The sequence below is a fragment of the Pseudomonas fluorescens genome, assembly GCF_018614775.1.
GTDB lineage: Bacteria > Pseudomonadota > Gammaproteobacteria > Pseudomonadales > Pseudomonadaceae > Aquipseudomonas > Aquipseudomonas fluorescens_BY.
In genome coordinates this window covers 80,191-94,570 of sequence record NZ_JAGGOF010000016.1, presented here as the reverse complement: position 1 = coordinate 94,570, position 14,380 = coordinate 80,191, and the positions used below count along the sequence as shown (strand labels likewise).

Here is a 14,380-nt window from a genome sequence, read left to right as displayed (position 1 = left end):
GCGAGCCTGCTCGCGAAGAGGCCTGCACTATCAAAATCAATCTCCTTGCAAACCGCGTTTGTGAATCTGAACAATAATCCCCAGTGTCTTTTGTGCGGCAGACCGGCGCTACGCCTGCGGTCAACTGGCAGCATGCTGTGCATCGGAACCGGAGAATAATATGAAAATAGTCATCGCCCCCGACTCGTTCAAGGACAGTCTCAGTGCCCAGGGCGTAGCCGATGCCATCGCCGACGGGTTGGCCGAGGTCTGGCCGGATGCCCGGTTGATCAAGTGCCCGATGGCCGACGGCGGGGAGGGCACGGTGGCATCGGTATTGGCCGCCTGCAACGGTGAGTGGCGCTGCAATCAGGTCCGGGGTCCGTCAGGTGTCGCCGTCGAGGCGCGTTGGGGCTGGTTGCCGGACAGTCGGACCGCGATCATCGAGATGGCCGAGGCCAGTGGCTTGCAATTGGTTCCGCCGGGGCAGCGCGATGCCTGTTCCAGCAGTACTTATGGCACTGGCGAGCTGATTCGCGCCGCCCTGGACGAAGGCGCCCGGCGAGTGATCCTGGCGATCGGCGGCAGCGCCACCAACGACGGCGGTGCCGGTGCGATGCAGGCCTTGGGCGTGGCGTTGCTGGGTGAACATGGCCAAGCTCTTCCACCCGGTGGGCTGGCCCTGGCGAACCTGTCGCGGATCGACCTCAGCAACTTGGATCCGCGCCTGGCCCAGGTCCGTTTCGACATCGCCGCCGATGTCGATAATCCGCTGTGCGGACCCCAAGGAGCTTCCGCGGTTTTCGGCCCGCAGAAGGGCGCAACCGCCCAGCAGGTGCAGCTACTGGATGCGGCCCTGGGTCACTTCGCCGAACACTGTGCCCAGGCGCTGAACAAGGACGTCCGTGACGAACCGGGCAGCGGCGCGGCCGGCGGGCTGGGGTTCGCCGCCAAGGCATTCCTCGGTGCCCGATTTCGCACGGGCGTGGACGTCGTTGCTCAACTTGTCGGGCTGGCTGATGCGGTCAACGGCGCGGACCTGGTGATCACCGGCGAAGGCCGTTTCGACGCCCAGACCCTGCGCGGCAAGACCCCCTTTGGCGTGGCCCGCATCGCCCGCCAGCACGGCATACCAGTGGTGGTCATCGCGGGCACCCTGGGGGAGGGTTATCAGGCGCTGTATGAACACGGCATTGACGCCGCCTTTGCCCTGACGGCCGGGCCGATGACGTTGCAGCAAGCCTGCGCCGATGCCCCGCGCCTGTTGAGCGAACGGGCGCGGGACATCGCCCGGCTATGGCAAGTGGCAGCCCGGGGCCGCTGATCAAGGGCTCACGGCGCTGAGCAGGTCAAGCCTCAGCGCCGCGATACCCGCCCATCGACATCCACCACCCAAGGTGACTGATCGGCGACGATACGCACGCCACCGACCCAGCGCTCCGCTGGGTGCTGATCGAGCCAATTGGCCCGACCGAGCAGGGTTTGCTCGCCCAGTGTCGTTAGCCCAAGGGTGCGCTGCCGCCAGTCTTCGCCTGGTACTTCATGTATCAGCGGGTGAGGCGCATCGATCAGTGACCGTAGCAGGGCGTAGAACATCAGGTCACCCAGATAAGGCAGGGGCTCATAGCTCATCATCAGATGACCGAACACGTTGCCAGCGGGCAACTCGCCGTGGTCGGCGAGTATGCGCAATGCCAGGCGCTGGGTCAGGCTCAGGCCCTCGTCAGCTTCATTCGCCTTGAGTGCCCTCAGAAGACGTTTGGCCCGTTTGCGCAGCGCGGCCAAATCAGGAAGACCATCACGACGTGATGCAGGGATAGCGGCCATACCAACTCATCAGGAGGCTCGGTCCGCCGACAAGCCAGGAGCTGGAACACATGATGTGGGAAGCATGCCTGGGTGACCCCTTCGCGCGGACCGCGGGCGCAGCGAACGCCAAGGGTCAGACTTTAGCGACTAGCCTGCGTTGAGACAATCAACCAGGACCCAAGAGGAGCGCTAAGCCCCCGCAGGTGCTCGATGACGCCCATGATTTCGAAGGCGTTAAGGTCTGGTTGAAGTATCAAAAAAATCCAATCGGGTGTTGTAAAAAAGTCGCCGCCAGTTTGTTGACTATCCTCCATCTTGGATCCAATAAAATCCCTTGTTGTTAACAAAATATTGACGACATCATTTGGCCACGCGAATGCAGTCGTTTGCCGTTATACGAGCCCGAATGCTTTTTACCGTCGCAGTGGAAGGGCTTATGAACCGGACAAATGATATTGCCAACCTGCTGAGCAGGTTCGGGGAAAGTGCGGGCAGCTATGTCGAGATAGAGAATTCCTTTCATTACAAGGAATTGCCTGAGTCTGCGAGGCATGCTGTTGCATCTGTCAGGCCTGCGGAACCGGAAAAGGCCATTCTCCCTGGGCCGATAGTGGTTGCTCAGCCATCGTCTGCGCTGGCTGACACGGCGCATCCGTTGGACCACAGAATCGAACCGGTGCTGGGTGATTCGGCGGCGATCACGCAGGCTGTTGCTCCGGTATCCGAACCCGTTGCAGTACCCGCCATCCCGTGTTCCTTACGCTCGCTGTTGACCGAAGTCGCGCTTGAGCGCCAGGCCGAGGCGCGGGCGCAGAACGAGGAGGTGCTGCGCCGGTCGATCCCGAACGGCCCGGCGGCGGTCACGCCGGCGCGGGTTATTGCGGTGGTTTCGCCTAAAGGCGGTGTGGGCAAGAGTACGCTCTGTGCAGCGCTGGCTGGCGCGCTGGGGGGCAAGGGTCGCAGGCTGGCCATCGATCTTGATCCGCAGAATGCTTTGCAATACCACCTGGGCGTCCGCCCGGATGTCGCGGGCATGGCCAGCGCCAGCCTCACCGGCGAGGTCTGGAGTGGTTTGTTGCTCAAGGGCATTGCCGGCACACGGGTGTTGCCCTTCGGCTCGATTTCCGAGCCCGAGCGTCGCGGACTCGAGCGTTTCCTTGAGGACGATGCCCATTGGCTGGCGCGGCAGTTGGTGCGCATGGACCTGGCGCCGGACGACGTGGTGATTATCGATACGCCTCCGGGCCGCACCTTGTATCTGGAGCAGGCGCTCGATGTCGCCGATCAGGTGATCGTGGTCATTACGCCAGACGCGGCTTCGTTCATGACCCTGGACACCATCGATCGTCTGCTCGAAGGGCGCGCAAACCACGCCGGGCGTGGTGACTGCCACTATGTCGTCAACCAGTTCGATGCATCGCGCACGTTCTGCCAGGACATGCTGGAAGTGCTAAGGCGCCGCTTCGGCAAGCAGTTGATCGGCGTGGTCCCCCTCGTTCATGCCATCAGCGAAGGCCTCGCCTTTGGCGTCAACCCATTACTGGAAGATGAAGACTCGTCTGCGCGGCAGGAAATCCTGGCGATTGGCGATGCGCTGAAGTCGCCCGTCCAGACCTCTGCAGTGGCAGGTAATCGCGCATCATGAGCCACTCTAACGAGCAACCTGCGGCTTCCGGCCGCCTGCAACACTGGGCACAGACCCTTGCCGACGGTTTCGACGGCCTGTCGCGGGGCGTTCGTCGCACGTTGCAGATCGGGATCCTGTTGTTCTCGATCCTGTTGGCGCTGTTCGTTATTACTGTGCCTTTCGACCTCTACTCCCAGTGCTTTTTCGCGGCGGGCTGCTTTATTGTCGCGCTGATACTGCGCAAGCAATCCGGCCGTTTCCCGGTGGTGCTGTTGATCGGTCTGTCGCTGACGGCGTCGCTGCGCTACATGTACTGGCGGATCACCTCGACGCTGGGTTTCGACGACTGGCTTGACATCCTGTTTGGTTATGGCCTGCTGGCGGCGGAGCTCTACGCGCTGGTCGTACTCATCTTCGGGTATCTGCAAACCGCCTGGCCGCTGCGGCGCCAACCGGTGCTGATGACCACACCGCCTTCCGAATGGCCGGTGGTGGACGTGTTCATTCCGACCTACAACGAAGCGCTGGACATCGTCAAGGTCACGATCTTCGCCGCCCAGGCCATCGACTGGCCCAAAGACAAACTGCGCGTGCACGTGCTGGACGATGGGCGTCGTGAAGATTTCCGAAGCTTCTGCGACAGCATCGGTGTGAATTATCTGGCCCGTGACAACAATCGCCATGCCAAGGCCGGTAACCTCAACGAAGCGCTGAAGGTCACTGACGGTGAGTTCGTCGCGATCTTCGACGCCGACCATGTGCCGACCCGTTCCTTCCTGCAGATTTGCGTCGGCTGGTTCGCCAGGGACCCAAAGCTGGCGATGCTGCAGACGCCGCACTTCTTCTTTTCACCGGACCCGTTCGAGAAGAACCTCAATACGTTCCGCTCCGTCCCGAACGAAGGCGAGCTGTTCTATGGCCTGGTCCAGGACGGCAATGACTTGTGGAACGCCACGTTCTTCTGCGGTTCCTGCGCGGTGATGCGCCGTACGGCATTGCTTGAAATAGGCGGTGTCGCGGTGGAAACCGTGACCGAAGACGCCCACACCGCCCTGAAGATGAACCGCGCCGGCTACAACACCGCCTACCTGGCCATCCCGCAGGCGGCGGGCCTTGCCACCGAAAGCCTTTCGCGGCATATCAGCCAGCGCATTCGCTGGGCACGCGGCATGGCGCAGATATTCCGTACCGACAACCCGTTGATCGGCCGCGGCCTGAAGCTGGGGCAGCGCTTGTGCTACCTCAACGCCATGTTGCACTTTTTCTACGGCCTGCCACGCATGGCCTTCCTGACGGCGCCACTGGCCTATCTGTTCTTCGGCGCGCAGATTTTCCATGCCTCGGCATTGATGATCACCGCTTACGTGCTGCCGCACATCCTGCACGCCAGCCTGACCAACTCGCGGATCCAGGGGCGGTTCCGGCACTCGTTCTGGAACGAGGTCTACGAGACGGTACTGGCCTGGTACATCATGGGGCCCGTGCTCATGGCCCTGGTCAACCCCAAGTTCGGCGGTTTCAACGTGACCGACAAGGGCGGGATCATCGATCAGAAATTCTTCGAGTGGAAACTCGCGCGTCCCTACATCGTGCTGCTGACCCTCAATGTCGCGGGCCTTGCCTTCGGCCTCTGGCAATTGTTCCAGGGCGAGGAGGGCGCGATGACCACGATCCTCATCAACATGGCCTGGACGCTCTACAACGTTGTCATCACCAGTGCTTCGGTGGCCGTGGCCAGTGAGACCCGCCAGGTCCGCAGTGAGCCGCGGGTTGCCGCCGAACTGCCGGTGCGCATCGAGCTGGCGGACGGGCGCACGTTTGAAGGCATCACCCAGGACTTCTCGCAGAAAGGCCTGGGTTTCCGCCTGCCGGACGGCGTTGAAATCGCCCAGGGCGAACGCATTGGCATGACCTTGTTCCGTAACCAGCAGGCCAGCGTTTTCCCGGGGACCGTGATGTTCAGTCGCAACGGTCTCCTGGGGGCCCAGTTCGACCCATTGAGCCTGCGCCAGCAGAGCGAACTGGTGCGCCTGACTTTTTCGCGCGCGGACACCTGGGCGTCGAGCTGGGGCGGTCGACAGGTGGACACCCCCCTGGCGGCACTGCGCGACGTCGCGTTCATCGGCATGGGCGGTATCCACGAACTGCTCAAGGCCACGCTCGCTGAGCTGAAAAAAATTCTCTCTGCCCGTCGATCGTCCTCCCAACCACTCGAAAACCTCATGGACAAGCAATGAACGCTAAGCATTTTTCAGGCATTTTGGCTTCAACGCTGCTGGCTTTGAGTGGTGGCGCGGTTTTCGCCGATACCACGTCAGCGGACGCAGGCAACGGCTACAACCTGACCCTCAAGCAGTTGGGCCGCGCTTACCCGATGAACCTGCACGGTGTCGAAGCGACCGACAGCGTCAACTTTGACGTACGTGCCGATCAGGTGGTGACCGGGGCTCATCTGACGCTGCAATACAGCTACTCACCGGCCTTGCTGCCCGATCTGTCGCAGATCAACATCATGGTCAACGATGAAGTCGCGGCGAGTGTGCCGCTGCCCAAGGAAAACGCCGGCACCCTGCAGAAGCAGACGGTGGAGATTCCGCCGCAGTTGATCACCGAGTTCAACCGCCTGAGCGTGCAGTTCATCGGCCACTACACGATGACCTGTGAGGATCCCCAGCACTCAAGCCTGTGGGCCAGGGTCAGCAATGACTCCTCGCTGCAAATCCAGACCTCGCCGCTGGCGCTGCCGAACGATCTGTCGCTGATGCCCGTGCCGTTCTTTGATCGGCGTGACGCCCGTGCCCTGGATCTGCCGTTTATCTTCAGCGCCGCGCCAGACAACGGTACCCTTGAGGCTGCGGGTGCGCTGTCGTCCTGGTTCGGTGCCCTGGCGAGCTATCGCGGGGCGACCTTCCGGGCCCAGGTCAATACGCTGCCGGCACAGGGCAACGGTGTGATCTTGCTCAGCGGCGACGCGCCCGCGCAGATTGGCGGGTTGTCGATTCCGGCGCCGAAGGGCCCGACCCTGAGCATCCTGACCAATCCGAACGACGCCAATGGCAAGTTGCTGGTGGTGGCGGGTCGCAACACCGAAGAGCTCAAGCGTGCTGCCATCGCCTTGTCGGTCGGCGGCCAGGCGCTGTCGGGCAACACCGTGGTCATCAACCAGCTCGACGTGCTCAAGCCGCGCAAACCGTACGATGCGCCGAACTGGCTGCCCACCGACCGTCCGGTCAAATTGGGTGAGCTGATCGCGAGCAAACAACTGAACGTTTCCGGGTACAACCCGGGCGACATCACCATCCCGCTGAACTTCCCGCCGGACCTGTTCAACTGGCGCCAGGATGGCGCGGAGCTGAACCTGAAATATCGCTACACGCCGCAACCGAAATCGGCCAACTCGTCTTTCATCGTCAGCTTCAACGATGGCCTGATCAAGTCCGAGACCCTGCCGTCGGTGGAGCGTCTGGACAAGAGTCTGCTGAGCGCGATCAAGGATGACACCCTGGTGCGTGATATGCGCGTGTGGCTGCCGCTCAACGCCGTTGCGCTGAAATCGCGCCTGCAACTGCGCTACCTGTACGACTACATCAAGGAAGGGGAGTGCCGCGACATCATCATCGACAACATGCGCGGCAGCATCGACCCGGAGTCGACGCTGGACCTGACTGCTTATGACCATTTCATGGCCATGCCCAACCTGGGTGTGTTCAAGGATGCCGGTTTCCCGTTCACCCGTATGGCTGACCTGTCGCAAACCGCGGTCGTGCTGCCGGACAACGCCGGCACCGGTGATCTGAGCGCTTACCTGACCGTGCTCGGCCGCTTCGGCGACTCCACCGGTTACCCCGCCACCGGCGTCACGGTCACTCAAGCCGCACAGGCGGCGACCTTCGCCGACAAGGACCTGCTGGTGATGGCGTCCGGCGCCAACCAGCCGTTGCTCACTCAGTGGGCGGATCGTCTGCCGGCGGCCGGTACCGGCCAGCAGCAACGTTTCGAAGTGTCTGACCTGACCCTGCGTGTACAGGACTGGCTCAGTTCCGACCCGGAAGCGAACCTGCGCAAAAGCCGTCTGGCCATGGCGTTCTCCGGCGGCCAGCCAAGCACCTACCTGACCGGCTTCGAGTCACCGCTGAAAAGTGGGCGCAGTGTCGTGGTCATCGCCGGTGGGGACCCGGTCGGCCTGGCCCAGGCGACCGAAGCGCTGAGCCGTACCGACCAGGACGCAGGCGCCATCCAGGGCAGCCTGGTGGTCGTGCGAGGCAAGACCATCGAGCCGCTGGTGGCTGACGAGCAGTATTTCGTCGGCAATCTGTCGCCGATCCGTTATGTGCAATGGCTGATGTCGCGCCATGTGGGCTGGACGCTGCTGGTGACTGCGCTGGGTGTGTTGTTGCTGAGCAGCCTGGCCTATCTGGGGCTGCGTGCCAAAGCCAGGAAACGCCTGAGTGTCTGAGCGCGACCATGAGACTTTACCGATGAACGCGCGTCGCGCTTCATTCTGCAGTTGGCTGCGCAGTACGGCCTGCGCAGTGCTGGCGGCCGTCGCTGCGTCGGCATGCATGCCTTCGTTTGCGGCTTCGTCGGCGTGCGCGACTCAGGACTGGCCACTATGGGAGACCTGGGCCAGCCGTTACGTGCAGGACGACGGGCGGATGCTGGCTTCCAGTATGGAGGCCAATCACAGCACCTCGGAAGGGCAGTCCTACGGCATGTTTTTCGCGTTGATCGGCAATGATCAGGCGCGCTTCGAGCACCTGTGGACGTGGACCCGCGCCAACCTGCTCGGTTCGCAAGTCTCGACCCGCCTGCCGGGCTGGCTGTGGGGACAGGGCAAGGACGGGCAATGGCAGCTTCAGGATGCCAACTCGGCGTCCGATGCCGACCTGTGGATCGTCTACTCGCTGCTCGAGGCCGCGCGCCTGTGGCAGCGTCCCGAGTACCGGGTCGATGCACTGCAATTGCTCAAGACCGTCGAGTCAAACCTGGTCGTCACGTTGCCGGGCCTCGGGAAAATGCTCTTGCCGGGCCCCGAAGGGTTTGTCCAGCCAGATCATTTGTGGCGCTTGAACCCGAGCTATCTGCCTCGGCCGCTGCTCCAGCGCCTGGCCAAGGAGCAGCCGAAGGGGCCGTGGAAAGAGATTGCCGACAACACTGTCAAGCTGATCCGTAGCGCCAGCCCCAAGGGTTATGTCGCTGACTGGGTTGGCTACCGGGGCACTTCAGCGCAGTCCGGGCTGTTCGTGATCGATCCGGTCAAGGGCGGGCTGGGCAGTTACGACGCCATTCGGGTTTACCTGTGGGCGGGGATGGCGTCCAAGACCGATCCTGCCTATTCGCAGCTGTTGGGCGCACTGGACGGTATGGCGCAAAGCACGGCGTCCGGCGGTGTGCCGCCAGAAAATGTCCAGGTGGCTTCCGGTGCGGTCGAGGGCAACGGACCGTTCGGCTATTCGGCGGCGCTGGTGCCATATTTCGCCGCCAAGGGTCAGCCATGGCTGGCCGAGCAACAGCAACGCCGTGCTCAGGAAGGTCTTGATGCGGCGTTTGCTAAAGGCAGCGAGCAACGTGCCGATCCGCTTTATTACAACGTCATGCTGAGCCTGTTCGGGTTGGGGTGGGCAGAGAAGCGTTACCAGTTCCGTGATGACGGAACGCTCAAATTGTCCTGGGAGACGTCATGCGCGCGCGCCGCTCTACGCTAGCTGTTGCAGTTTTCATCGCGCTGATTGCCCCCGGTGCTCACGCCGAAGGCACGGACATCCAGGCCCAACTGGTTGAGCAGGGGCAGTACTGGCAAGCGCGATCGAATGCTTCGCGCTCTGCCGAGATCTGGCAAAAGGTGCTGCGCCTGGATCCGAACCAGGTCGATGCCCTCTATGGCATGGGGTTGATTGGCGTCAAGCAGAACAAGCCGCAACAGGCCCAGGACTATCTGGTTCGCCTGCAGGCCTTGTCGCCGCAGCCCTGGCTGACGCGGCAACTGGAACAGGACATTGCGCTGGCCAAGCCGGAAAACCAGGCACGGTTGGAAGAGGCCCGTCGACTGGTGGACGCAGGTGAGCGCGACAAGGCGACCGACGTGTTCCGTCGGATGTTCAACGGCCTGACCCCGGAAGGCACCGTCGGGCGTGAGTACTACAACAACCTGGCCTTCAACGCCGCCGGCTGGCCCGAAGCGCGCCAGGGCATGGAGCGTCTGCTGCGGGAAACGCCCGGTGACTCCATCCTGGCGTTGTTCTACGGCAAGCAACTGATTCGTCATGAAGACAGCCGTGCCGAGGGCGCCCGTGTACTCGCCAGGCTGACCCAACGCGTGGAAATTGCTGGCGATGCCGATGAAAGCTGGCGCCTGGCGTTGGTCTGGATAGGCCCGCCGAATGCGTCGCAGGTTCCGCTGTTCGAGGAGTACCTGAAGGCTCATCCGGACGACCAGGAAATCCGTGACCAGATGAACAAGGGTCAGCAAAAAGCCGCCACCACCGGCGGTTCCACCTGGCAGCAGGACCCGCTGGTGGCGAGCGGGCTGCGGGCCTTGGAAAAAGGCGATCAGGCCGGCGCTGAAAAGGCGTTCCAGGCACGCCTCAAGGCCCGTCCTGACGACAGCGATGCCCTGGGCGGCCTGGGTGTGGTTCGGCAGCAGCAGGGCCGCTTCCCCGAAGCCGAGCAACTGTTGACCCGGGCGATCAGCAAAGGCGGCTCGCGCTGGAAAACGGCACTGGAGAACGTCCGTTATTGGGCGCTGTTGCAGCAAGGGCGTGACTTGCAGGCCAAAGGACAGACCGTCAAGGCGACCGACGCCGTGGCTCAGGCCATGCGCATGAATCCCAATGGCCTGGACGCTCGCCTGGCCTTGGCCGACATCCAGGCCCAGGCCGGCCAGTTCGACAGTGCGGCAGCCAACTACCGTCAGGTATTGGCGAGCCAGCGTGGCAACCCACAGGCCATACGCGGCCTGGTCAATGTGTTGTCGCAAACCGGCCAGGCCGACGAAGCCTTGAGCCTGCTGGACAGCCTGCCTGCCACCGAACAGGCCAGGCTTGGTGACACTGGTCAATTGCGCGCCCTGCGCTCGACCCAGATGGCCAGCGTGGCCGAGCAACGGGGTGACATCCGCGGTGCACAGAGCGCGCTGATCGATGCCGTGAACAGCGATCCGGATAACGTCTGGACGCGCTTCAGCCTGGCACGGCTGTATTTGAAAACCGGCGAATCGAAAAAAGCCCGTGACCTGATCGACAGCTTTCTCCAAAGCCACCCTGACAACGTTGATGCGCTCTACACCAGCGCCTTGCTGTCGGTGGAAATGGAGCAGTGGAGCAACGCTCAGGCCAGCATCAGCCGGATCCCCGCTAACCGCCGCAGCCCTGACATGAATGAGCTGGCGGAACGGATCACCTTGACCACGCAGGTCAACCTGGCGGCCGCCATGGCCAAGCGCGGACAGCGTCAGGAAGCCCTGGCCTTGCTGGATCGCCTGCAACCGATGGCCGCTCGCAGTCCCGAGCGCACGGCGACGTTGGCGTCGGCCTATGTCGACGCGGGCGACGTCGAGCATGCACTGTCGATGATGCGTTCGTTGTTGACCCAAAGCAGCGCGCCGTCGGCCGACCTGATGCTGCAATACGCCTCCCTGCTGCTCAAGACGGGCGACGATGCCCAGGTCAACACCATCCTGAACAGCTTGCAGAACCAGCCGTTGAGCGTCGCGACCCGCAAGCGCTATGACGATGTGCTGTACCTGTACCGTGTCCGTCAGGCTGACCGGTTGCGCGAAGGCGGTGATCTGGCTGCCGCCTACGACACGTTGGCGCCAGCCTTGGCTCAGCGGCCGGGCGATGTCACCGCCACCTCGGCCCTCGCCAGGATGTACACCGCCAATGGCGACACGGCCAAGGCATTCGACCTGTACAAACCGTTGCTCAAGCGCAACCCGAACGACCCGTTGGTGCTGTTGAACGCGGCCGACGCGGCCGTGCTCGCCCATGACAACGGCTACGCGGAAAATGCGCTCGATCAGTTCATGGCGTTGCAGACCTATGATCCGCAATCGCTGACGGAGGTCGCGCGTATCTACCGGGCGATGGGCCAGACCAGCAAGGCGACCGAGGTGCTGCGCAAAGCGGTTGCCATCGAGCAGGCCGAGAAGCAACGCAGCCTGGCCGCCCAGCCCGGCGCGATGAATGTGGCGGCGAATCCATTCGCCGATGTGGCGGGGTCGCGTCGGCAGGTTCTGCGCGCACCCGCATCGGCCATTCCACCGCCGGCAGAGGCGATTCTCAACGGCGGTGCCATGGTTGCCAGTGCCGAGGGCGTGCCTGCCGATGCCTATGCGCGCCAGCCGCGTCGCAGCGCCCTGACGGCCTCCGTGCCGGGGGCGACGGTCGCGCAAGCCAACCCCTTCAACGTGCAGCCGCCGTCGCAAACGGTGCTGACCGTCGTCGATTCCACCAGCTCCGCCCAGCGCGCGCTCAACGGCATTCTTCAGGAGCGCAGCGGTTACATCACCGAAGGTTTGAGCGTTCGCAGCAACAACAGCGAATCAGGCTTGAGCAAACTGACCGACATTGAAAATCCATTTGAAGTGAATATGCCAGTCGGCGACAACCGCGTGGCGGTGCGCATTACCCCGGTCGCGCTGAGCGCGGGCAGTGTGAAAGGCGAGGCGGCCAGTCGCTTCGGCGGTGCTTCCAGCGCAACCTCTGGTATCGGTTCACAACGTGCCGAGGGTGTCGGCGTCGGGGTGGCGTACGAGCGTCCTGATGAAGGCATCAAGGCCGATCTCGGTAGCACACCGATTGGCTTCAAATACGCAACGGCCGTAGGCGGTGTGAGCATTGATCGCCCATTGGACAGCAATGCCAACGTCCGTTATCGCGTCGCCGCGTCGCGTCGCGCAGTCACCGACAGCCTGACGTCGTTTGCCGGGACCACCGACAAGCGTGACGGTGGATCGTGGGGCGGGGTGACCGCCAACGGTGTGCGTGGCGAAATGAGCTACGACAACTCGAAAGTGGGCGCATACGGTTATGGCTCCGTACACGAACTGCTGGGGCACAATGTCGAGTCCAACACCCGAGGCGAACTCGGCGGTGGCGTCTACTGGTACCTGGACAACATGCAGGACCACTCGCTTACCGTTGGCCTGAGCGCCACTGCGCTGGGCTACGAGAACAATCAGGACTTCTTCACCTACGGGCATGGCGGCTACTTCAGTCCGCAAAGCTATTTCGCCCTGGGCGTGCCGGTGACCTGGCAGCAGCGCACCGAGCGCTTTACCTATCAGGTCAAGAGTTCGGTGGGCGTCCAGCACTTCCAGCAGGATGGCGCCGATTTCTTCCCGGACGACAGCGCCCGTCAGGCGGCCAGCGGCTCACGCTACTCGGGACAGAGCAAAACCGGTGTGGGCTACAGCCTGGCCGCCGCCGGCGAGTACAAGTTCGGTTCGCGCTTCTTCCTGGGCGCAACGATCGGCCTGGACAACGCCAGTGATTATCAGCAATTCAACGGTGGCGTGTATGCGCGCTACATGTTCGAGGACATGACGGGCAGCCCGATGGCGCTGCCGGTCAGCCCTTACCGCTCACCTTATTCGAACTGATTTCCGGAGACTCCTATGCCTGCCTCTGCCCTTGCCGGTATGACCCTTCTGGTGCTTGGCGAAAGCCATATGAGCCTGGCGGACCACTTGATGGAACCGCTTAACGACAACCTCACCCGCCAGGGCGCGATTGTTCACTCCATCGGTGCCTGTGGCGCCAGCGCCGGTGACTGGCTGATCACCAAGAAAGTCGATTGTGGTGCCGAGCAAAAAGGCACCGCCAAGATCGAGATCAAAGGCCGTGATGCCACCACCACGCCCATCGCCGAGCTGATCGCCAAGGACAAGCCCGACCTGGTCGTGCTGGTCATCGGCGATACCATGGCGTCCTACGACAAGCCGGCGTTCCCCAAGGCCTGGGCCTGGCAGAACGTGACCAGCCTGGCCAAGGCCATCGCCGCGACCGGCACCCAGTGCGCCTGGGTCGGGCCGGCGTGGGGCAAGGCGGGCGGCATGTATCAGAAGAACGATGCGCGGACCCAGTTGATGTCGCAGTTCCTGGCCAGCAACGTCGCGCCCTGCACCTACATCGATTCGCTGACGTTCTCCAAACCGGGCCAGTGGGTCACCACCGACGGCCAGCATTTCACCGTGGCGGGTTACAAGGCCTGGGGCACTGCAATCGGCGACGCACTGAGCAAGTTGCCGCCTGAAGCACCGAGCGCCAAAGGGGCGAAGAAATGAAAACCGCCAAAAGCCTGAGTGCTGTTGCGCTGCTGCTGTCGAGCTTGAACGTCATGGCGGCGGACATCCCGTTGTACCCGACAGGCCCTGCCGAAGATGCGGCGTTCATTCGCTTCGTCAACGGCAGCGCCGAGCCGATGCAGGTCATCGCCCAGGAGGGCCAGCCTCCGCTGAAGCTGGACGCGGCGCAACCGGCTTCGCTGTTTTTCCCGGTCACGGCCAGCAGCACCATCAAGGGCACGCTGGTCAGCGGCCAGCAGCGCCTGGCGCTGGAAGTCAAAGCCGAGCCCGGCGAATTCGCCACCGTGGTCGCGCTCCCGGATGGCAAGGGCCTCAAGCAAGTAACGGTGCATGACATCCCGGACGACTTCAACGGACTGAAGGCCTCGCTGGGCTTCTTCAACCTGGACAGCAGCTGCGTCGACGCCAGCCTGCGCCCGGCGGGTCGCACCGCCGATCTGTTCAAGGGCGTCACCGAAGGCAGCCTGCAACGGCGCTCGATTAACCCGGTGAAGCTGTCGGTGCAGCTGGTCTGCGCGAACGCCAACGTCGGCCCGGTGCTGGATCTGGGTGAATTGAAGGCGGGTGAGCGCTACAGCGTACTGCTGCTGCCGACCGCCACCGGCCCTCGACTCCTGGCTGCCACGGACACGTTGTCCCACTGATCGGATTGCGCCGTC

General features: G+C 63.0%; 9 protein-coding genes. 8 read left to right on the top strand and 1 reads right to left on the bottom strand.

The genetic code is table 11. The annotated features are described in order from the left end of the window. The first annotated feature begins 160 nt into the window (after positions 1-160). The gene (locus J7E36_RS04790; protein ID WP_215000404.1) at positions 161-1,303 is read left to right on the top strand and encodes a glycerate kinase; all 1,143 of its coding nucleotides are present in this window, start codon (positions 161-163) and stop codon (positions 1,301-1,303) included. 32 nt (positions 1,304-1,335) lie between these two features. Here the strand turns inward: J7E36_RS04790 and J7E36_RS04785 are convergent, their stop codons facing one another. Further along, entirely contained in the window at positions 1,336-1,806 is a 471-nt protein-coding gene (locus tag J7E36_RS04785) for a hypothetical protein (RefSeq protein ID WP_215000402.1), read from the bottom strand. A gap of 388 nt (positions 1,807-2,194) precedes the next feature. Here J7E36_RS04785 and bcsQ point away from each other — a divergent pair, with 388 nt between their 5' ends. Genes bcsQ through J7E36_RS04750 form a run of 7 tightly spaced genes read left to right on the top strand, consistent with a single transcriptional unit; the run spans position 2,195 to position 14,365 of the window. Next, on the top strand, positions 2,195-3,433 hold the full coding sequence (gene bcsQ / locus J7E36_RS04780; RefSeq protein ID WP_215000400.1) for a cellulose biosynthesis protein BcsQ: 1,239 nt from the start codon (positions 2,195-2,197) through the stop codon (positions 3,431-3,433). Beyond that, positions 3,430-5,652, top strand: a complete 2,223-nt coding sequence (bcsA, locus tag J7E36_RS04775) for a UDP-forming cellulose synthase catalytic subunit (protein ID WP_215000398.1) — start codon at positions 3,430-3,432, stop codon at positions 5,650-5,652. The genes bcsQ and bcsA overlap by 4 nt, the downstream gene beginning before the upstream one ends. Then, complete coding sequence (gene bcsB / locus J7E36_RS04770; RefSeq protein ID WP_215000395.1) at positions 5,649-7,871, top strand: cellulose biosynthesis cyclic di-GMP-binding regulatory protein BcsB; 2,223 nt, start codon at positions 5,649-5,651, stop codon at positions 7,869-7,871. The genes bcsA and bcsB overlap by 4 nt, the downstream gene beginning before the upstream one ends. Positions 7,872-7,893: 22 nt before the next feature. Beyond that, entirely contained in the window at positions 7,894-9,120 is a 1,227-nt protein-coding gene (bcsZ, locus tag J7E36_RS04765) for a cellulose synthase complex periplasmic endoglucanase BcsZ (protein ID WP_215000393.1), read from the top strand. After that, positions 9,096-13,016, top strand: coding sequence for a cellulose synthase subunit BcsC-related outer membrane protein (locus tag J7E36_RS04760; RefSeq protein WP_215000391.1), 3,921 nt, complete (start codon positions 9,096-9,098; stop codon positions 13,014-13,016). The genes bcsZ and J7E36_RS04760 overlap by 25 nt, the downstream gene beginning before the upstream one ends. 15 nt (positions 13,017-13,031) lie before the next feature. Then, on the top strand, positions 13,032-13,700 hold the full coding sequence (locus tag J7E36_RS04755; protein WP_215000389.1) for an SGNH/GDSL hydrolase family protein: 669 nt from the start codon (positions 13,032-13,034) through the stop codon (positions 13,698-13,700). Further along, positions 13,697-14,365, top strand: a complete 669-nt coding sequence (locus tag J7E36_RS04750) for an alginate O-acetyltransferase AlgF (RefSeq protein ID WP_215000387.1) — start codon at positions 13,697-13,699, stop codon at positions 14,363-14,365. Before J7E36_RS04755 ends, J7E36_RS04750 begins: the two co-directional genes overlap by 4 nt. Positions 14,366-14,380 lie beyond the last annotated feature (15 nt).